General features: G+C 71.3%; 2 protein-coding genes (1 of these 2 cut by a window edge). Both read right to left on the reverse strand.

What is annotated here, in order from left to right:
• Positions 1–18,516: the 5' portion of a non-ribosomal peptide synthase/polyketide synthase gene (locus tag D7V88_RS11315; RefSeq protein WP_120540641.1), read on the reverse strand. It extends 12,156 nt beyond the left edge of the window; 18,516 of the gene's 30,672 nt are visible here — the first part of the coding sequence; the start codon lies at positions 18,514–18,516; its stop codon lies beyond the left edge, outside the window.
• 337 nt (positions 18,517–18,853) lie between these two features.
• A partial coding sequence (locus D7V88_RS11320) for a non-ribosomal peptide synthetase (RefSeq protein WP_147448689.1) occupies positions 18,854–23,135 on the reverse strand: 4,282 nt, incomplete at its 5' end.

Raw genomic sequence — 23,135 nt, forward strand, 5'->3', positions numbered from 1 at the left:
CTCGAAGAAGTTGTCGTCGATGCCGACGCCTTCCACGTGCAGCACCTCCGACCAGATGGCCACGAGGCTTGCCTCCAGCGCGTTGCGTGGCGCCTGGGCACGCCGCTCCGAGGCAATCGGCGCCTCTGGCGCGGGCAGGGCCTTGCGGTCCACCTTGCCGTTGGGGTTGAGCGGCAGGGACGGCAACCGCACCCACGCGGAGGGCACCATGTACTCGGGGAGCTGCTTCGCGGCGAAGGCCTTCACCGTGTCCAGGTCCAGCGCGATGCCGGTGGGCACGAGGTAGCCCACGAGGCGCATGTTGCCGGGCACATCCTCCCGGGCCAGCACCACCGCCTCTTGAATCCCGGGGGCCTGCCGCAGCACGGCTTCGACTTCGCCCGGCTCGATGCGGAAGCCGCGCAGCTTCACCTGGAAGTCGGCGCGGCCCAGGTACTCCACCGTCCCGTCGGACAGCCAGCGCGCCAGGTCACCCGTGCGGTACATGCGCGCGCCGGGCGTGGGGCTGAACGGATCGGGAATGAACCGCTCGGCGGTCAGCTCCGGGCGGCGCCAGTAGCCCCGGCCCACCTGCACGCCCGCCAGGAACAGCTCACCGGAGACGCCCACCGGCACGGGCTGGCCGTGGCGGTCGAGCACGTAGAGTCGCGTGTTCGCCCCGGGCCGACCGATGGGCACGCGGCGCAGATCCTCCGTGCGCGGGCAGGGCCAGGCGGTGACCTCCACCGCGGCCTCGGTGGGGCCGTAGTGGTTGAGCACCTCCGCGACGGGCAGCCGCGCATGCGCGTGGCGCACCAGGTCCGCGGGCAGGGCTTCGCCGCTGCACACCAGACGGCGCAGGTGCGTCAGGCCCTCCAGGCCCGGCTCCTCCACGAAGGCGCGCAGCATGGACGGCACGAAGTGCGCCGTGGTGATGCGCTGGTCGGCCATCAGCCGCACCAGATAGGCCGGCTCCTGATGGCCACCGGGACGCGCCACCACCAGCCGCGCTCCGGCCATCAGCGGCCAGAAGCACTCCCAGACGGACACGTCGAAGCTGAACGGCGTCTTCTGCAACACCGTGTCTTCCGACGTGAGGCCGTACGCCTGCTGCATCCAGCGCAGGCGGTTGACGACGCCCGCGTGCGCGTTCATCGCGCCCTTCGGACGTCCGGTGCTGCCCGACGTGAAGATGACGTAGGCCAGCGCGTCGGCGGTGGCCCCCGTCGACGGAGGCGTCGTGGGGTGCCGGGCGATGTCCTCCCAGCCGGTGTCCAGGCTCACGACCTGGGTGTTCGAACCCTCCAGGGGCAACTTCGAAACGAGGTGCTCCTGCACCAGCAGCACGGGGGCCTGCGTGTCCTCCAACATCCACTGGAGGCGATCGCTCGGGTAGGCCGGATCCAGCGGTACGTAGGCCGCGCCCGCCTTGAGCACGCCCAGCAGCGCCACGACCATCTCCACTGAGCGTTCCAGGCACACGCCCACCAGCACCTCGGGGCCCACGCCCAGCGTGCCGAGGTGGTGCGCGAGCTGGTTGGCCTTCGCGTCGAGCTGCGCGTACGTGAGCTGCTGTCCTTCGAACGCGACGGCGACGGCGTCCGGGCTCCTCGCGACCTGCTGCTCGAAGAGGTCGTGGATGCGCTCGCCTCGCGGGTACTCCACGCGCGTGTCGTTCCACCGCATGAGGACCTGCTCACGCTCGTCCCGCGGGAGGAGCGTGAGTCGATCCAGCGGAACGGTGGGGGCGGAGATCATCGCTCCGAGCAACAGCTCCAGGTGCTGGACCATCCGGTTCGCGGTCGCGGGTTCGAAGAGGGCCGTGCGGTAGAGCAGCACGCCCTCGAAGCCCTCCGGGTTCCGGAACAGCGCCAGCTCCAGGTCGAAGCGTGCGCTCGCCACATCCGTCTCCAGCAACCGCATCGTCAGGCCGGGAAGGGCCAGCGCTGGCAGCGGCGCGTTCTGGAGCACGAAGAGGGCCTGGAAGAACGGCGTCCGTCCCAGGTCCCGCGCCGGCTGCAACGCCTCCACCAGCTTCTCGAACGGGACGTCCTGGTGCTCTTGCGCGCCCATCGTCGTGGCGCGCACCTGGGCGAGCAGCTCCCGGAACGTGAGCGCCTCACCGAAGCGGGCGCGCAGCACGAGCGTGTTCACGAAGAAGCCGATGAGGCTCTCCGTCTCCGCCTGCCGCCGGTTCGCTACGGGCGAGCCCACCAGCACGTCGTCCTGCCCGGAGTACCGGTGCAGCAACGTCTGGAACGCCGCGAGCCACACCATGTATGGCGTGACGTTCTCCTGCTTCGCCAGGGCCTCCACCTGCTCGCTCAGGGCTCGCGGAATGCGCACCGGCACCATCGCGCCTTCCTGCGTGAGGACGGCGGGCCGGGGCTTGTCCGTCGGCAGCTCCAGGACGCCGGAGGCTCCCGCCAGGGTGTCCTTCCACCAGGAGAGCTGCGACTCCAGCCGCTCGCCCTGGAGCCAGTCGCGCTGCCACACGGCGAAGTCCGCGTACTGCACGGACAGCTCCGGGAGGACAGGGGAGCGGCCCTGGAGAAACGCCTCGTAGAAGGCGTTGATCTCACGCACCAGGACGCCCAGGGACCAGCCGTCGGAGACGATGTGGTGCGTGTTCAGCACCAACTGGTGCTCTTCCTCGCCGAACTTCAGCAGCAGGGCGCGCATCAGCGGCCCCTCACTCAAGCTGAACGGGCGGCGCGCTTCCGCCACCCGCAGTCGCAGGGCCTCCGCGCTCCGCGCCTGAGCCTCCCTCACGTCCGACAGGTCCACCGTTTCAAACGGCACGCGGAAGTCCGTGTGGATGATCTGGACAGGCTGGCCGCCCACCTCCTGGAACGTGGTGCGAAGGGCTTCATGCCGCGCCATCAGCGCATCGAGGCTTTCGCGCAGGGCGCCCACGTCCAGCCTGCCGGTGAACGTCAAGCCGATGGGGATGTTGTAGAGGCTGCTGCCCGGCTCCAGTTGGTCGATGAACCACAGCCGCTGCTGCGCGAACGAGAGGGGCAGGATGTCCGGCCGCTTCACGGCGACCAGGGAGGCCGGAACCGACGCGGTTGCATCGACGCCCCGGAGCGAGTCGATCCGCGCGGCCAGCACCGAGACCGTGGCCCTCTCGAAGAACGCGCGCAGCGGCAACTCCACCCCGAACTGCGTCCGCAGGCGGGCCACCACCTGCATGGCCAGCAGCGAGTGACCGCCCAGGTCGAAGAAGTTGTCGTTCCGCCCCACGGCGGGGGCATGCAACAGCTCCGCCCACATCGCGGCCAGGACCACCTCCGTGGTGGTCTCGGGCGCTTCGTAGGCGCTCGCGACGGACTGGGAGACTTCCAGCGCGCGCAGCGCCTTGCGGTCCACCTTGCCATTGGGCGTCAGGGGCAACGCGTCGCGAGGCACCAGCGCCGACGGCAGCATGTACTCCGGCAGCCGCTGCCTCAGGAACTCGCGCAGCGTGCCCGGCTCCAGCTCCTGGTCCGCGACGAAGTAGACGGTGAGCCGCTTGTCGTCGACGCCTTCCTCGCGCACCAGCGCCACGGCCTCCCGCACGTCCGGGTGGGCGAGCAGCGCGGCTTCCACTTCCGCCAGTTCGATGCGGTAGCCCCGCACCTTCACCTGGTCATCCGCGCGGCCCAGGAACTCCATCACCCCGTCGGCCTTCCAGCGCGCCAGGTCTCCGGTGCGGTAGAGGCGTTCGCCCGGTGAGGGGGAGAAGGGGTTCGGGACGAAGCGCTCGGCGGTGAGGTCCGGCCGCGACAGGTAGCCGCGTGCGAGGCCGTCTCCACCGATGAAGAGCTCGCCGGGGATTCCCGCGGGCAGCGGCTGTCCGTGCACGTCCAGCACGTAGAGCTGCGTCTCGTTGATGGGGCGTCCGATGGGAATGGACGTGCCCACCTGGGCCGCGTCCGTCATGCGGTGCGTGGAGGCGAAGACCGTTGTCTCCGTCGGGCCGTAGGCCGCGCTGACGGTGATGCCCAGGTTCTCCACCACTTGACGCACGTGGGGCGCGGAGACGACGTCGCCCCCGGTGAGCACGTGCCGCACGCCCCGGAGGGCTTCGGGCTTCAGCTCCACCACCTGCGCGAAGAGGCCCGCGGTCAGCCACAGCGTGGTGACGCCATGCCGCTGGAGGGTGCTCATCAGCAGCGCCAGGTCCGATGGCGAGCTGGCCGGGAAGACGACAAGCCGCCCACCGAAGAGCAGCGGGGCCCAGATCTCCAGCGTGGACGCATCGAAGGAGATGGGCGCGATGTGCAGGAACGCCACGTCCGGTCCCAGGTCCACGAAGGACGCGTTGTGCAAGAGGCGCAGCACACCCCGGTGCTCCACCGCCACGCCCTTGGGACGCCCGGTGCTTCCGGACGTGAAGTCCACGTACGCCAGGTGGCGCGCGTGCGTTCCCGCCTTCACGGGCGACGTCGGCTGTTCCTCCAGGCGCACCTCTTCCACGAAGAGGCAGGGCAGGGTGTCGTCCACGGCCAGCTTCGCGCGCACCTCCCGCGTCGTGAGCAGCAGCTTCGGCGGTGCGTCCTCCAGCATCGCGGCCAGACGCTGCGCCGGGTACGCCGCGTCCAGAGGCAGATACGCACCCCCGGCCTTGAGGATGGCCAGCAGCGCGACGATGAGTTCAACGGAGCGCTCCAGGCACACGGCCACCAGCACATCCGGTCCCACGCCGTGCTCGCGCAGAAGCTGTGCCCACTGGTTCGTGCGCGCGTCCAGCTCCGCGTACGTCAGGCGCGTGTCCCCGAACTCCAACGCCACCGCGTCCGGCCGGAGCGCGGCCTGCGCCATGAAGAGGTCCTGGATGCACGCGTCGCGCGGGTACTCGCCGCCCGTCGCGTTCCACTCCACCAGCACCCGGTTCCGCTCCGCCTCGCCCATCAAGGGCAGGTGCGCGAGCGGCGCCTCCGGATTCGCGGTGACCTGACGCGCGAGCTCCAGGAGGTGCTCCGCCATCCGCGCCACGGTCGCCTCGTCGAAGAGCGCGGTGGCGTACTCGAAGCGGCAGGTGATGCCCGTGCGGTTCTCCCAGATCTCCAGACCCAGGTCGAACTTGGACGTGTCCGTGGACACCTCCACCGGGGTCAGCTCCAGCGACGGCAGTTGGGCCTTGGCCTCCGGCGTGTTGAGCACGTTGAGGACCACCTGGAACAGCGGCGTGCGGCTCAGGTCGCGCGGCAGACCCAGCGTGTCCAGGATGCGCTCGAACGGCGCGTCCTGACGGGCGTACGCCTCCAGCGCCTGGGCCCGCACCCGGCCCAGCAACTCCGCGAACGACGGTGTTCCTTCCAACCGCGTGCGGAAGGCCAACGTGTTGACGAAGCAGCCAATCAGGCCTTCCACCTCGGGACGCGTGCGGCCCGCGATGGGCGTGCCCACCACGAAGTCGTCCTGCCCCGAGTAGCGCGACAACAGCGTCTGGAAGAGCGCCATCATCACCATGAACGACGTGGCGCCCTGCTTGCGGCCCAGGGCCAGCAGCGGCTCCGACACCTCGGCCGGAAGCTGGAAGCGGTACAGCGCTCCTTCGAAGGACTGCATCGCCGGACGCGGCCGGTCCGTGGGCAGCTCCAGCGTGGGAGCCCCGAGCAGTCGCTGCTTCCACCAGCCGACCTGCTCCTCCATGACCGCGCCTTCAAGCCAGTCGCGCTGCCACACCGCGTAGTCCGCGTACTGCACCGGCAGCGGCGGCAGGGGCGAGGCCAGCCCCGCGTTGAAGCTCGCGTAGAGCACCGTCAGCTCGCGCGCGAGCACCATCGTGCACCACGCGTCGGAGATGGCGTGGTGGAGCACCAGCGCCAGCACATGCACCGTGGGCTCCACGCGCACCAGCCACGCGCGGAGGACGACCTTCTCCAGGTCGAAGGGCTGGGTGATGAACCCCTGGCACAGCCGCGCCATCTCCGCTTCACGGGCCTCGGGCGTGTCGCCGGTCGCTTCCACCACCGGCAGGGGCAGGCCCCGCGCCGGGTGGACGATCTGCACCGCGCGGTCATCCCGCAGGGCGTACGTCGTGCGCAGCACCTCGTGTCGGGCCACCAGCTCGTTCAGCGCGGCCTGGAGCGCGGCGGTGTCCATCTGCCCCGTGAGGCGGAAGGTGGATGCGTTGTTGTACGCGCTGCTCGAAGGCTCCAACTGCTGGAGGTACCAGAGCCGCTGCTGCGCGAAGGACAGCGGCGGCGGCGGGTTCCGGGGCGCCCTCGGGATGGGCGGCGGCCCGCTGGGGACCACCGTGGCCGTGACGGGACGCGGGGGCGCTTCCGTGCGCGGACGCGCCACGGTCGGCGGCAGGCGCAGCGTCACCGGCTCCACCCGGCCCTCCGCGCGCAGACGCGCATGGCGGCCGGTGCGGAGCAGCCTCGCGGAGCCCTCCAGCGGATGCGGGACCCACCGCTGACGCGCCTCCTCCTCGGACTTCCACAGGCCCCCGGGGAGTCCCGCCCCGGAGAGGGCCAGCTCTCCCACCACGCCCTCCGGCACGGGCTGTCCCGCCGGGTCCAACACCCAGGCCTGGAGGCTGGACGGGACGCGCTCGTCCGGCGCGCGGGGCAGGAGCGCCCCTTCGTGGGTGCCTCCGGACAGGAGCACCTCCACGCCCGCGGTCCGGTGCAGCGCGGAGGCAAGCTCCGCCGACGCATCCTCCAGCACCAGCGCGCCCACCGCGCCCAGGGACTCCCGGGCGCCGGGCAGATCCGTCAGCGAACGCGCGAGCCGGGCCGACGTGTGCATCAGCACCGCGCCGGATTGCTTCGCCAGCGCGAGCAGCCCCTCCACGCCCTGTTCGCCTTCCACCAGCACCTGCTCCTGGCGGGCGGCGCCCTCCGCCTCCATCCGCTCACGCACCGTGGCCAGCCGGCGCAGGCCCTCCAGCACCACCGGGGTCTCCAGGCCGAAGTCGAGGAGCGCGGCCACCTCGTCCACGTCCGCCTCGCGCACCTCGCGCAGACGCGCCAGGCCGCTCTCCACCGTGCCGATGAGGCCCGTCGTCTTCGCGTGGTGCTCGAAGGTGTGCTCCAGCAGCGCGTTGATGTCGTCCGGGGAAAGCTTGTCGACGGCGCCCTGGTAGCCCTGCGCCCGCAGCAGGGACGTGGAGATGTCCGCCGAGCTGCGGAAGTAGTCGAGCAGCGGCTGGCGCACCGTGCGCAGCACCTCCTGCTCGTCGTCGCCCAGGTACGTGTGCAGCATGCAGGTGATGTGGCCGCGGCCCGGGTGGCCGTTGCGTCGCCACGCGTCGCGGTACAGCGCCACCTTCGACTTCAGCTCCTCCAGCGAGTGCGACATCAGGCCCGTGAGGACGCCCGCGCCCAGCTCGCCCGCGAGGCGGAAGGTGTCCGGGTTCACCGTGGCCGTGAGCCACACCGGCAGCTCCTTCTGCACCGGCTTCGGACGCAGCGACAGCTCCACCGTCGTGCCCGCGCCAGCAGGGCGGGTCACCTTCTCGCCGCGCCACAGCGCGCGCAGCGTCTTCAGGTTCTGCAGGAGGATGTCGCGACGGTTCTCGTAGTTGGCCGGCGCGAAGGTGAAGTCGTGCACGTGCCAGCCCGTCGCCACCGACAGGCCCACGCGGCCCTGTGACACGTTGTCCACCACGGACCACTGCTCCGCGATGAGCAGCGGATCATGCAGCGGCAACACCACGCTGCCGGAGCGCAGGCGCAGGTTCTTCGTGACGGCGGCGAGCGCGGCGGAGATCACCGCCGGCTGCGGGTAGAGACCCCCGAAGGAGTGGAAGTGCCGCTCCGGCGTCCACACGGCGGAGAAGCCGTTCGCGTCCGCGAACTTCGCGCCCTCCATCAACAGCTCGTACTTGGGCCCGGTGATCGAGTCCTCATCGTTGGCGAAGTAGATGAGGCTCAGGTCCATCGCCTTGGCCCGGGGACCACCGCCTTGCAGGTTCACCAGCTTCGCGGTGACCTGCTCCGGTGGGAACACCACGCGCATCCCGCGTGAGAGCGCCCACAGCGCTTCCAGGTCCGGCCGGTCCGGGGCCGCCTCGCTCGCGGCCAGCCACGTGCCTCCCTCGGTGGGGGACAGCCGCGCGTCCAGGCCGGTGAAGAACTCCGACAGCTCGCTGTGACCCAGCGCCCACGCGGCCTGTCCCGCGCTCCGGGGCAACAGCCACGCCAGCGCGTCCGCGTTCGCGGCATCCTCTTGGGTGAGCGAGGGCTCCTCGGAGGAGGGGACGTCCTCCACGTACAACACGCGCGAGGCTTCCACGCGCACGGAGGTGACAAGGTCGCGGGAGGTGATGAGCACCGGCACGCGCGCGCCGTCGGTCGCGTAGCCCGGGAGGCTGCCCAGGTCGGAGGGCCCCAGCGCGACCCCCGCGCCTCCGGCCTCCAGCACGCCCCACAGCGCGGCCAGCTTCTCCGGCGAGGAGCGCAGGCTCACGGCCACGGGGGTCCCCGCCTTCACGCCGAGCGACTTCAAGCGCGCGGCCAGCGTGCCGGCCCGGGCCCCCAGCGAGGCCCAGCTCCAATGCTGCTCGCCCCGTGACACCGCGACGGCGTCCGACTGACGGGCGCGCCGATCCGCGAGGAGCGTGGGCACGGAGGTGAAGCCGGCCACGGTGCGGGGACGCGGCCATGCGCGTCGCTCGGCTTCCGTGGACAGGGGCAGGCGGGAGAGCAGGGTGTCGGGGTCGGCGATCGCCGCGGACAGCAGCACCTGGAAGTGCTCCATCAGGCGCTTCACGGTGCCCGTGTCGAACAGCTCCGTCGCGTACTCCAGCGCACCGTGGAGGCGGCCGGTGGATTCGAAGAGCACCAGCGTGAGGTCGGCCAGCGTGGCGCCCCACTGCACAGGCGTGTCGGGCACCTCCACCAGCGAGCCGCGCATGCCCTTGAGCTCCAGCGTCGTCGCGCCCGCGCTGGCGCCGGAGTGGAAGACGAAGACGGAGTCGGCCATGCGTCCCCGGCCAATGTCCTTGCCGGGGATGAGCGCTTCCACCAGGTATTCGAAGGGCACGTCAGGCCGCGCCTGCGCGTCGTTCACCTCTTCGCGCACCTGGGCGAGCAGATCGCGGAAGGTCAGGTCGGCCGAGAAGCGGGTGCGGAACGCGGCAGAGTGCGCCACGTAGCCGATGAGCGGGAACAGCTCCGGCCGGGTGCGGTTGGCGATGGGCGTGCCGACGATGAGGTCCGACTGCCCGCTGTAGCGGTGCAGCAGCGTCTGCCACGCCGCGAGCACGGTCATGTAGCCGGTGAAGCCCTCGCGCTTCGCGAAGGCGGACAGGTTCCGGGCGAGCGTCGACGGGAAGTCGAGGTCCAGACGCGCGGAGGTGAGCGGGCTGTTCGCGGGCCGGGGCCGGTCGGTGGGCAGGTCGAGCTGCCGCGGCATGGCGGCCAGTCGCTGACGCCACCACTGCTCCTGCTCGGGCAGGCGCGCTTCGGCGATGCTCTGGCGCTGCCAGGCACCGAAGTCCGCGTACTGGAGGGGCAGGGGCGCCAGGGGAGACGGACGGCCTTCGATGAAGGCGTCGTAGAGCTGGCCCAACTCCTGGACGAAGAGCGCGATGGACAGCGTGTCGCAGACGATGTGGTGGATACCGGCCACCAGCAGGTGCTGCCGGGCATCCAGGCGCACGAGCGCGGTGCGCATCACCGGGCCGTGCACCAGGTCGTACGGCGCGGCGGCGTCCTCGCGGGCGAAGCGAAGGGCCTCGGCCTCGCGGGTCTCCGGCGGGCCCTGGAGGTCCACGCGCGTGAGCGGGACGCGCATCGTGGCGTGGAAGCGCTGCACCGGGCGGCCGTCCACCACGTCGTATGTGGTGCGCAAGGCCTCGTGGCGCTGGACGATCTCCTGGATGCCGCGCTCCAGCACGTCGGCGTCCACGACGCCTTCGAGCCGCAGCACGAACGGGATGGTGTACGCGGACAGGCCGGGCAGGTGCTGCTCCAGCCGCCAGACGCGCTCCTGCACGAAGGACAGGGGCAGGGTCTCCGTGCGCGAACGGCGCACCAGGGGCAGCTCCGCCGAGACGGGAGCCTGCGGGGCCTGAAGCAGCAGCGACTCCAGGCGCAGGGCGATGCCGGCGACGGTGGGGGCCTCGAAGAGCGCGGCGAGCGGGAGTTGGACGCCGAACGTGTCCCGTAGCTGGTTGAGGAGCTGGGCGGCCGTCAGCGAGTTGCCGCCGATTTCGAGGAAGTTGTCGTCGCGGCCGACGAAGTCCATGCCCAGGCGCTCACGCCACAGCGCGGCCACGCGTTCTTCCAGCTCTCCGCGCGGAGCATCCTCACGGCCCGCGGGAACAGGGACGGAGACCAAGGCGGAGGAGGTCGTGTGCGTGGTGAGGCCCGGCAGCAGGGGACGCCCGCCGGAGGGCGCGGCGCTGCCCGTTTGCACGGGGGACAGCGATTGCGACACGCCTGCATCGGATGCGGTGACAGCCGCGTGGGCCGTCGCGTCCACACCCGGAACCGGCGACTGGAGGGCTCGCTGTCCCGGGGCCATGAACTGGGAGGGCAGAGCGCGGGCGCGCGACTCCACCCATGCGGCCTTCTCCTGGAACACGTACGTCGGCAGGCGCAGCCGCAGTCGCTGCTCGTGCGCGTAGAACGCGCTCCAGTCCACGAGGACGCCCGCGCTCCACAGCTCGCCCATGGCCTGGAGCCAGGACTGCGTCTCCGTCGTCTGCCCGCCTCGGCGCAGCGAGGCCAGCGCACGAACGCGGTCGCTGTCCCTGGCCAGGTTCGAGCGGACCAGCGGTGTCAGGTCCTGACCGGGACCCACTTCCAGGAGCACGGCGCAGCCCTCTTCCTGGAGCGCGCCCACCGCGTCGCTGAAGCGCACCGGCTGGCGCATCTGCTGCGCCCAGTAGTCGGGATCCGTCAGTTGCCCGGGCTGCGCCAGCGTGCCTGTGAGACCGGACACGTACCGCACCGCCGGCTCCGAGCGGCGCAGGGAAGCCACCACCCGCGCCAGCTCCGGCATCAGCGGCTCCACGTCCGCCGAGTGGAACGCATGCGGCGCGGGCATGCGCACCGCCCCCGCCTTGCGCTGGCGCAGCTCCGCCTCCAGCCGCTCCACCTCGTCCACCGGCCCGGACACCACGCACCGGTCCGGCGCGTTGACCGCCGCGATCGACAGCCGCTCCGACAGCAGGGGCAGCACCTGCTCCTGGGGCAGGGCCACCGCGAGCATCGCGCCCGGAGGCAGGTGGTGCATCCGTTCGCCCCGCGCGACCGCGAGGCGCATCGCATCCTCCAGGGACAGCACGCCCGCGACGCACGCCGCCGCGTACTCCCCGAAGCTGTGCCCCAACACCGCGTGCGGTGTCACGCCCAGGTCCCGCCACAGCCACGCCAGGGACACCTGCACGCTGAACAGCGCGGGCAACGCTACGCGCGTGTCCGCAAGCGCCGCCGTGGCCTCCGCCTCCGCACCCGTCGCGGGGGCCAGCAGGTTCGACACCCGCGCGCGCAGAGGTGCCTCCAAGAGCGCGAGGCACGCCTCCAGGTGCGCTCGGAACAGCGGCGAGGCGGACGCCAGCTCGCGGCCCATGGCGACCTGCTGCGCGCCCTGACCGGAGAACACGAACGCCACGCGAGGCGCACGCGGTGCGCCCTTCACCGACGCCGCCGGCTTGCGCAGTTGCCGGGCCAGATCCTCCGCGTCCTTCGCCACCAGCGCGCGGCGGAATTCGAAGACCTTGCGGCCCACCGCGTGCGTGAAGGCCAGGTCCGCCAGGGACTGGCCTTCCATGCCCGCGAGCACATGCGCCTCCAACTGGCGCGCCGCCGCCTCCAGCGCCTCGGGCGTGCGCGCGGACAGCAGGACGAGCTGGTGGGAACGCGAGGTCGCACCGCTCCGCCGCAAGGGGGCTTCCCCAAGGACGGCGTGGGCGTTGGTGCCGCCAATGCCGAAGGAGCTGACCGCGGCGAAGCGGGGCGTCGCGCCCCGGGGCCACGGCCGCAGGGCGGTGTTGACGAAGAACGGACCCGCCGCGAAGTCGATCTGCGGGTTGGGCTGTTCGAAGTGGAGGCTGGGCGGGATCTCTCCGTGGTGCAGCGAGAGCGCGGCCTTCATCAGGCCCGCCAGACCCGCGGCCGTGTCCAGGTGGCCGATGTTCGTCTTCAGCGACGCCAGCGCGATGGTGCCCTGGTGCTCGGGCCCCAGGCCGTAGGCGCGCGTCAGGGCCGCCACTTCAATCGGGTCGCCCAGGGTGGTCGCGGTGCCGTGGGCCTCCACGTAGCCGATGGCCTTCGGTGAAACGCCCGCGTTGGTCAGGGCCTGCGTCACCACGGCGGCCTGTCCCTGCACGCTGGGCGCGGTGAAGCCGGACTTGTGCAGACCGTCGTTGTTGAGGGCCGAGCCTCGGATGACGGCGTAGATGGCGTCGCCATCCCGGACCGCATCCTCCAGGCGCTTGAGCACCACCGCACCCACGCCATTGCCTGACAGCGTGCCCTTGGCCTTCGCGTCGAACGCGCGGCAGTGGCCATCCGGGGAGAAGATGAGCCCTTCCTGGTGCACGTAGCCCGTGCGCTGCGGCACCGCCAGCCGCGTCGCGCCCGCGAGCGCCACGTCGGATTCGCCCCCTCGGAGGCTCTTGCAGGCCAGGTGCACCGCGACGAGGCCGGTGGAGCACGCGGTGTAGAGCAGCGTGCTCTCACCCGTCAGCCCCAGCTTGAAGGACGTCTTCGTCGCCAGGCTCTCGTGCGTGGCGGTGCCCTGCAACTCCAGGAAGGATGCCGCATCCAGCGGCATCGCCTGACGCACGGCCTCCGAGTAACCAGAACCGGAGGCCCCCGCGTACAGCGAGATGGCACCGGGGAAGCGCTCCGGATCCACGCCCGCGTCCTCCAGCGCGGTCCACGCCGTCTGGAGGAACAGCCGCTGCTGCGGGTCCGTGAACTGGGCCTCGCGCAGCGACATGTTGAAGAAGGCATGGTCGAACTGCTCCACGCCCTCCAGGATGCCGGCGGCCGGGACGAACGCCGGGTGGTGCCACAGCTCCAGCCCTTCGGGCAGGCCGGGCATGTGCTCCAGCTCCTCAGGAGAGAAGCGCGAGATGGACTCCACGCCCCCGCGCAGGTTGCTCCAGAACTCCGCCACCGTGCGCGCGCCGGGGAAGCGGCCCGCCATGCCGATGATGGCGATGGCACCGGAGGCGCTGGCCTGCGGTGCCCCGCGCGGGCGGTGAGCTGTCGCGGGGGCCACCGCGCCCTGGGATTCGCGCTCCAGGCGCTGGGCGAGCGCCTCCACCGTGGGGTGTTCGAACAGCCACACCACGGGCACGTCGCGCTGGAGCTCCTCGCTCAGCCGCGCGGCGATGCGCACCACGGACAGCGATGTGCCGCCCAGGTCATCGAAGAGGTGGTCGTGCACGCCCACCCGGTCGGTGGACAGCTCACGGGCCCACACCGGGGCGATGCGCTGCTCCAGCGGATGGGTGGGCTCCACGAAGCGGTCCTGCCGCCCGGTGGACGCGGCGTCCGGCGCGGGCAGGGCCTTGCGGTCCACCTTGCCGCTGGGATTCAGGGGCAGGGTGGGCAGCGTCACGAACACCGACGGCACCATGTACTCCGGCAGCCGCTGCCGCAGCGCCTCGCGCATCCGCGCGGTCTCCAGCGTGTGGCCTGCACGAGGCATCGCGTAGACGACGAGCCGCTTGTCTCCGGGCACGTCCTCGCGCACCACCGCCGCGACCTCCTGCACCTCGGGCTGCTCGCGCAGCGCGGCCTCCACCTCCGCCAACTCGATGCGGAAGCCGCGCACCTTCACCTGGTTGTCGATGCGACCGAGGAACTCCAGCACCCCGGTGGGAAGCCAGCGGACCCGATCGCCCGTGCGGTACAGCCGAGCCCCCGGCAGCGCACTGTTCGCGTCCGGCACGAAGCGCTCCGCCGTCAGGTCCGGCCGCGACACGTAGCCTCGGGCCACGCCATCACCGCCGAGGAACAGCTCGCCCGGCACGCCCACGGGCACCGGCTCCAACCGCGCGTCCAGCACGTACACCGTCGTGTTGGCGAGCGGCGCCCCGATGGGCACCGAAGCACCCACCTGGTCCGGCCGCTCCACCGTGAAGGTGGTGGCAACCACGGAGCACTCCGTGGGGCCGTACGCGTTGGTGAAGGGCCGTCCCAGCGTCTCCACCGCCTTGCGCACGTGCGGCACGGAGACGATGTCGCCGCCCGCGTGCAGCTCGCGCAGCCGCCCGAGGATGTCCGGCCGGTGCTCCATCAACTGCGAGAAGAGCCCGGACGGCAGGTGGGCGAAGGTGACGCCGTGGCGCTCCACCACGCGGGCGAGCGTGTCCATGTCCCCCGCGGGCACGTGGCCGGGGAAGATGACGAGCCGGCCGCCGTGAAGCAGCGGGGTCCACAGCTCCAGCACGGAGCCGTCGAACGACACCGGCGCGAAGAGCAGCCCCGTGTCGCGCGTGCCATAGCGGGAGTACGGCGACGCATGCACGAGGCGCAGCAGGCCGCGTTGTTCGACGCCCACGCCCTTGGGGCGCCCACTGCTGCCAGAGGTGAAGATGACGTACGCAAGCTGGCGCGGTCCCACGTCGACCGCGGGCGCGGTGTGGGGCTGACCTTCGAGTGACAGGTCCTCCACGAAGAGGCACGGCAGGGACGCATCAGGCAGTTGCAGCCGTGCGCGCAGCTCACGCGTGGTGAACAGCAGGTGCGGTCGGGCGTCCTCCAACATGAAGCCCAGCCGCTGCGCGGGATAGGACGCATCCAGCGGCACGTAGGCCCCGCCTGCCTTGACGATGGCGAGCACCGCGACGACGAAGCCCACCGAGCGCTCCAGGCACAGCGCCACCGGCACGTCCGGTCCCACGCCGTGGGCCCGGAGGACATGCGCGAGCTGGTTGGCCCGCGCGTCGAGCTGCGCGTACGTCAACCGTTCGTCCTCGGACTCCACCGCGACGGCATCGGGCGTCCGCGCAGCCTGGAGCGCGAATGCTGCCGCGACGGTGCTGTCGGAGGGATAGGGGCGGGCGGTGTCATTCCACGCGACGAGCACCTGCTGGCGCTCATCGGACGTGAGCCACGGCAGACGGAAGAGCGGCGCGTCCGGTGCGTCGACCGCGGCCTCCAGCAGCACGCGCAGGTGCCCTGCGAGCCGGGTCGCGGTGTCCGCGTCGAACAGGTCGGTGGCGTACTCCAGCCAGCCCTCGAAGCCCCGCGCCGATTCAGCCAGGGACAGCGTCAGGTCGAACATGGCCGTGCCGGTGTGCACGTCCAGCAGGCGCGACTGGAGGCCCGGCAGCGTGGGCGCATCCACCTGCGCACCCTGGAGGTTGAACATCACCTGGAACAGCGGCGTGTGCCCGCGATCGCGCGGAGGCTTGAGGGCCTCCACGACCTTCTCGAACGGCACCTCCTGGTGCGCATACGCGCCCAGCGCCGTGTCCCGCACCCGGCCCAGCAGCTCCCGGAAGGTGGGCTCCCCGGACAGCCGGGTGCGCATCACCAGGGCGTTGACGAAGAAGCCCACCAGTCCCTGGAGCTCCGGACGGCCCCGGCCCGCGATGGCCGTGCCCACGCTGATGTCGTCCTGTCCCGAGCGGCGCGCGAGCACCGTCTGGAAGGCCGCGAGCAGCACCATGAAGGGCGTCGCGCCCTCGCGCACCGCCAGCGTCCGCACCGAGGCCGAGAGTCCAGCCTCCAGCACCACGGGCACCCGCGCGCCCGTCGTCCCGCGCGCCGCCGGACGCGGCCGGTCCGTGGCCAGCTCCAGCAGGCGGGGGGCTCCGGAAAGCTGCTGGCGCCAGTAGTCCAACTGGGACTCCAGGCGGGCCCCGTCCAGCCATTCCCGCTGCCAGTCCGCATAGTCGGCGTAGCCCAGCGGCAGCGCGGGCAGGGGAGACGGCCGACCTTCGAGCCGTGCCGCGTAGAGCGCGGACAGCTCGCGCACCAGCACCGCCATGGAGGTGCCGTCCGACACGGTGTGGTGCATGACCAGCACCAGCACGTGCGTGCGTGCGTCCAGCGTGAGGAGCGTGGCGCGCACCAGCGGTCCTCGCGCCAGTTGGAACGGGCGGCGGGCCTCCTCGTTCGCGAGGCGGGAGGCTTCGGCCTCGCGGGCTCCGGCCGGCAGCGATTCCAGCGACACGCGTGCGAGCGGCAACGTCGGGTCCGGAGCGATGACCTGCGACGGCCGTCCCCGCACCTCCCGGAAGGAGGTCCGCAGGGATTCATGTCGGGCCGCGAGCGCCGCGAGGCTGCCCTCCAGCGCGGCCACATCCAGCGCGCCCTCCAACCGGACCGCCGCGGGCAGGTTGTAGGTCGCATCCCCCGGGGCGTACTTGTCCAGGAACCACAGTCCCGTCTGGGCGAAGGACACCGCGCGTTCGCCTTGCACGTCGCGGCGGCGAGGCGCGCCAGGTACCAGGCCCGCTTCCTCCCGGAGGGTCCGCAGCCGCTGCGCCAGGGACGTGATGCTGGGGCCCTGGAGGAGCCACTCCATGGGGACGCTCAGCCCCGTGCCCGTGGACACCGCGTGCGCCAGCTCCACCGCGCCCAGGGAGTCCAGTCCGTAGCGCGTCACCGGGGCCGAGACATCGATGTCCTCGGGGACCATGCGCACGTGCCGGGCGACCACGCCGCGCAGCCACGTCACCAGTTCCTGCTCCGAGACCGGCCCCGTCGCGTCCGTGCCGAACACCGCCGCCTGGGCTGAGACCGTGCCGGACGCAGGGCCCGTCACTGCCACGTCATGCTTGAGCGATGCGGCGGCGGCCGTGCCCGTACCGGACGACGAACCCACCGACGCCCCGATTTCCTCCGAGCCTGGGACCGACGAGGCTCCAGGGGCCTCCTGCCACTTCCTCACCTCCTGCAACGTCCCCGTGAGGAAGCCCGTGCGGCACGCGTACCGCTGCACCTTGCCGCTGGAGGTCTTGGGCAGGCTGCCCGGCTCGATGAGCATCACCGCGTGCGCCTGCACCTCGTGCGACTCCGCCAGCCGCTGACGGATGGCGCCGAGCGCCGCGTCCACCGCCTCGAACTGCTGGCGCAGACTCTCCAGCCGGCGCACGTCGATCTCCTGCACGACGACCGCGCGCTCCTCACCGCCCACGTCCACGGAGAACACCGCGCTCCCGCCGGGCCGCAGCGCCGGGTGCGCCGCCTCCACCGTCATCTCCAGGTCCTGCGGGTAGTGGTTGCGACCCCTGAGGATGATGAGGTCCTTGCGACGCCCGGTGACGTACAGCTCACCCTCGGGCCGCAGGAAGCCCAGGTCGCCCGTGCGAAGGAACGGCCCGGAGTCCTCGTGCGCGATGCGCGCCTGGAACGTCTCGCGCGTCGCGTCCTCGCGACCCCAGTAACCCCGCGCCACACTCGCGCCCGTCACCCACACCTCGCCCACTTCGCCCGGTGCGCGCCGCTCCAGCGTGTCCGGATCCACGATGGCGATCCGCTGCTCCAACAGCGTCCGGCCGCAGCCCACCAGCGTCCTCGCGCCCGGTGCGTCCGTGCCCGCTTCCTCCGCGCGGTGATGCTCCAGCGCGCTTCCGGAGATCGTCACCGACACCGGCGGGGCCGACTTCTCGCCTCCGGAGACGATGAGCGTGCCTTCCGCCAGGCCGTAGCAGGGATAGAACGCCTCGCGCCGGAAGCCGCTCGGCCCGAACGCCTCCACGAAGCGATCCAACGTCTCCGGACGGATGGGCTCCGCGCCGCAGAACGCGACCTCCCAGCGGCTCAGGTCCAGCGCCCGTCGCTGCGCGGGCGTGCTCTTTCGCACGCACAGGTCGAACGCGAAGTTGGGTCCGCCGCTGATGGTGCCCCCGAAGCGCGACACCGCCTCCAGCCACGCCATGGGCCGCTTGAGGAAGGCCATGGGCGACATCAGCGCCACCGGAAAGCCTCCGTGCAGGGGCTCCAGGATGCCTCCGATGAGGCCCATGTCGTGGTACGGCGGCAGCCAGATGACGCCCACGCTGTCCGCGCGCGCCTGGAACGCGTGGTGGATGAGCCCCAGGTTGTGCAGCAGGTTCGCGTGCGTGAGCATCACCCCCTTGGGCGTGCCCGTGCTCCCGGACGTGTACTGAAGGAACGCGAGCGACTGCGCGTCCACCTCCGGCGTGCGCCAGTCCCGCTCGCCGCCTTCCGGCAGCGTGTCCGTCGCCATCCAGTGCAGCGCGCGGAAGTCCGGCGCCTGCTCGAAGACGAAGTCCGACAGCTCCAGGATGCCCGACGTGGTGAGCACCACCGACGCCTGCGCGTCCTGGATGATGGCCCTCAAGCGGGGCAGGGTGCGCTCCAGCCGCATCGGATCCGGCGGATAGGCCGGCACCGCCACCGCGCCCGCGTACAGACAGCCGAAGAAGCCCGCGATGTAGTCGAGCCCCGGCGGATACAGCAGCAGCACGCGCTCGCCCACCGCGCCGCGTGCCTGCAACGCCGCGGCGATGCGTCGTGCGCGGACCTCCAGTTCGAACGCGCTGAGCACCGTCTCCTCACCGGCCTCTTCTCCGAGGAAGGTGTAGAGCGGAGCGTGGGCGGAGGGGCCCGCCGCGAGGTTCAACAAGACGCCAGGAAGGGTTCGCGAAAAATCAGGCACGGGGAGCCATCCGAAGTGTCGAAAAACGCTGACACTTCTTAGCAGCCCTTCCGCGTGTGCCTCAGGCACTCACGGTGCCAATGCTTGTTGATACGTACCTGTTGTCTCCAGCCCCATCGCTCCGCGAGCGACGGTGAGGCGGAAGATTCGTCACAGCCGAAAATCATTTCAGCCAGATCAGGAAGTTCTGTTGTTTCAACACAACCGCGCATCCGGAAGCCCGCCGGTGCCGTGAGGCAGGCCCACGCGTGTCACGCAGGGTGAAGGTGTTGCTCGACGATCCCTCGGCCCACGTGAGGCCCGCTCCCCAATGCAGAGGGAGCGGGCTCATGCGCTGTCAGCGCTTGCCTGGTTCGCGGAGGGCCTTCTTCAACAGCTCCGCCACGGTCCGCACGGTGGGCTCGCGCAACAGCGTGTAGTGGTTGCCAGGCAGGCGGTGCGACTCCAGCCGCTCACCCACGAGCGCGGCCCAGCCGCCGTCGCTCGGCCCCGTGTCCGCGAGCTCCTCCGCCTGCACTCGCAGCACCCGCTGCTCCATCGCGGGCGGGTGGTAGCGCCGAGCCGCTTCGAGGTTGGCCTCGAAGACGCGGAAGAGGGCGAGCGGGTTCGCGCTGTCCATGCCAGGAGGGAGTGCTCCGGCACGCACCGCGGACTCCAGCACCCGGGTGAGCGCCGCTTCGGGCTCCAGCGTCGCCAGCTCCGCCGTGTCCAGCGGCAGGTCCGCCAGGGACACGCCCATCAAGTCCTGCGCGAACAGGCCCACGGCCACTGTTCTATCCAGGGCCTGCTCGGAAGCCGCCACCATCTCCGGGACGTACGAGTCGATGAGCGCGAGCAGCGCCACCTCCTCGCCCGCCGCGCGGAGCTGGTGCGCCATCTCGTAGGCGATAACGCCGCCCAACGACCAGCCGCCCAGGTGGTAGGGCCCGGAAGGCTGCACCTTGCGCAGCTCCCGCACGTAGTCGGTGGCCATCTCCTCCACGGTGCCTGCGGGGGCGCTCGTGCCATCCAGGCCTCGGGCCTGGAGGCCGTAGAAGGGCTGATCCGGTCCCAACTGTCGCGCGAGCTCCGCGTAGGCGAGCACGTTGCCGCCCACGGGGTGGACGCAGAAGAAGGGCGGGGCGGTGCCCGGGCCTTGCTTCGCGAAGGGCACCAACGGCGTGAAGGGCCGGGTGTCCTCCGTCTCGCTCATCCACCGCGCGAACTGTTCCACGCTGGGGGCCTGGAAGAGCGCCGACAGCGGGAGGCGGCGGCCCGTCTCGCGGTTCACCGCCGCGATGAGTCTCACCGCGAGGAGCGAATGGCCGCCCAGCTCGAAGAGACTGGTGCGCACATCCACGGCGGACAAGCCCAGGGCCTGGGCCCAAAGCCGCGCGAGCAGTTCCTCATTCGCGTCGCGTGGTCCCACCAGCGGGCCCGACGATGGGGTGTCGGTGGAGGGAGCGGGCAGGGCCTTGCGGTCCACCTTGCCGTTGGCGTTGAGCGGCAGGGCCGCCAGCGCGACGAAGGCGGACGGCACCATGTAGTCCGGCAGGGTGCGCAGCAGGTGGCCTCGCAGAGAAGCGGTGTCCACGGCGGGGGCCACGTAGGCCACGAGGCGCGGCAGGCCCGGCACGTCCTCGCGGACGAGGGCCACCGCGTCCCGGAGGCCCGGGGAGGTGCGCAGGGCGGCTTCAATCTCACCCAGCTCGATGCGGTAGCCGCGCAGCTTCACCTGGAAGTCCAGGCGGCCCATGAAGTCCAGCGTCCCGTCCTGCCGCCACCGGGCCCGGTCTCCCGTGCGGTACAGCCGTGCTCCGGGCTGCGTGCTGAACGGATGCGGGATGAAGCGCTCCGCCGTGAGGTCCGCCCGGGCGCGGTAGCCACGTGCGAGTCCCTCGCCGGAGATGAAGAGCTCTCCGGGCACGCCCACGGCCACCGGCTGCAAGCTCGCGTCGAGCACGAAGGCGCCCATGTTGACGAGCGGCCGGCCAATGACGGGCACCGGCTGCGTCGCGTCCTGGATGCACCACCACGTCGCGTACACCGTGCCCTCAGTGGGGCCGTACAGGTTGTAGGCCCGCGTGCGCTTCGTCGCGGCCAGGGTACGCCACGTGACTTCATCCACCGCCTCACCGGCGATGAGGAGCGTCTCTGGCACGTAGGTGCGCTCCAGCAGGCCGGCCTCCAGCAGGGACTTGAGCTGCGACGGCGTGCAGTCCAGCACGTCCACGCGGTGCTGCTCCATCCACGCCAGCATCCGCTCCGGATCCTGGCGCACTTCCTCTTTGAGGAGGCACAGGCAGTGACCGTCGAGCAGCAGCAACATCTGTCCCACGGAGATGTCGAAGTTGAGCGGCGCGTTGAGGCTGGCTCTCAGGACGCGCGGCACCGAGGCCAGGGGCACATCCGCCATGGCGCGGTGCAGGTGGACGATGGAGCGGTGCTGCACCATCACCCCCTTGGGCATGCCCGTGGAGCCAGAGGTGTAGAGGACGTACGCCACGTTCTCCGGCCGCACCTCCACGCGCGGGTTGCCTGGAGACAGCGCGTCGATGCGTCGGGCCTCCGTGTCGAGGCGCACCAGGTGACGCACCGCCGGCTGCCACGCTCCGGCCAAAGCCTGGGTGGTGAGGAGCACGGTGGCCCCGCTGTTCTCCAGGATGAAGTCCTTGCGTGCTTCGGGGGCTGACGGGTCCAGCGGCACGTAGGCGCCGCCCGCCTTCAGGATGCCCAGCAGTGCGACAATCGCCTCCGGCGAGCGCTCCAGGCTGAACGCTACCGGCACGTCGGGGCCTACGCCCAACGTGCGCAGGTAGTGGGCCAGTTGGTTGGCGCGCACGTTGAGTTGATGGAAGGACACCGTCGTCTCTCCCATCACCAGGGCCGGAGCCTTGGGCGTGCGCGTCACCTGCTGCTCGAAGCGCGTATGGAAGGGCACGTCGGCCGGGAAGTCGGCCGTCTCGCCGCTCCACTCCTCCAGCACCCACTGGCGCTCATCCGCCGACAGCAGGGGCAGCGTCTCCACGCCAGCGTCCGGTTGCGTGACGGCGCCTTCCAGCAACTGCACCAGGTGCTCCGTCAGCCTCCGGGCCGTGGCCGCCTCGAAGAGGTCCGTGCTGTAGAAGAGCGCCCCCTCGAAGCCCCCGGCCGTGCGGCCCAGGCTCAACTCCAGGTCGAACTTCGTCGCGTTCGCCTCCACCTTCACCGGCCGCAGCGTGAGCTCTGGCAGGCGCGCGTCCGAATCCGGCGTGTTCTGAAGGACGAAGAGGGTCTGGATGAGCGGCGTGCGCGACAAGTCTCTCGCGGGCTGGAGTGCTTCCACCAGCCGCTCGAACGGGATGTCCTGGTGCTCGTACGCGCCCAGCGTGTTGGTGCGCACCTGCGCCAGCACCTGACGGAACGAGGGCCGAGCGTCGAAGCGGGCGCGCAGCACCAGCGTGTTGACGAAGAAGCCGATGAGGCCCTCCGTCTCCGCGTGACGCCGGCCCGCGATGGACGTGCCCACCAGGAGGTCGTCCTGCCCAGAGTACCGGTACAGCAGTGTCTGGAAGGCCGACAGCAGCACCATGAAGGGCGTGGCGCCCTCGCGCTGGGCCAGTACCTCCACCGCCTCGCTCAAGGCCGAGGGGATGCTCACCGGGAGCATGGCGCCCCGGGCGGAGCGGCGCGGGGGGCGAGGCTTGTCGGTGGGCAGGGCCAGCGCTTGCGGCGCACCGGCGAGTTGCTGCTTCCACCAGCCAAGCTGCGCCTCCAGCGCATCGCCCTGAAGCCAGGAGCGCTGCCACACGGAGAAGTCCGCGTACTGAACCGGCAGCGGAGGCAGCGGAGACGGCAGCCCCTGACGGAAGGCCTCGTAGAGGGCGACGACTTCACGCACGAGAACGCCGATGGACCAACCATCGCCAATGGCGTGGTGGAGGCACAGAAGCAGCACGTGCTCGCTCGCATCGAGCTTCAGCAGGGTGAGCCGCACCAGCGGTCCCGCAGCCAGGTCGAAGGGACGCAGGGCGTTCTCGCTCGCGAGCCGGAGCACCTCGGCCTCGCGCGCGTCCTGAGGCAGCGAGGTGAGGTCCACCACGAACAGGCTTTGCGCCGGGGCGGGGTGGATGCGCTGGAGGGGCTCACCGTCGTGGGACTCGAACGAGGTGCGCAGGGGCTCATGCCGTTGGACCAGCGCGTCGAAGGCCCGCTGCAGGTGCGGCACATCCACCGTGCCCGACAGGCGCAGCGCGGTGGGCATGTTGTACAGCGCGCTGCCCGGGTCCAACTGATCGATGAACCACAACCGCTGCTGAGCGAAGGACAGCGGATGCGGTCCGGGCGTCGTGGCCGGGACGAGCGGCGGCAGCACGGTGGCCGTCGGCGCGTCCGGCAGTCGCAGCGCGAGCGCCGCCACGGTGGGCGCTTCGAACAGGGCCCGGACGGGCAGTTCCACACCGAAGCGGGCACGTACCCGAGCCACCACCTGCGTGGCCAGCAGCGAGTGTCCGCCCAGCTCGAAGAAGTTGTCGTGACGGCCCACGGCGGGCACGCGCAACACTTCACTCCACAGCGCAGCGAGGGCGATTTCCGTCGGTGTCTCCGGCGCCACGTAGGTGCTCACACCGAACTGCGAGGCTTCCGGCGCGGGCAGGGCC

This window comes from Corallococcus terminator (assembly GCF_003611635.1).
GTDB classification, from domain to species: domain Bacteria; phylum Myxococcota; class Myxococcia; order Myxococcales; family Myxococcaceae; genus Corallococcus; species Corallococcus terminator.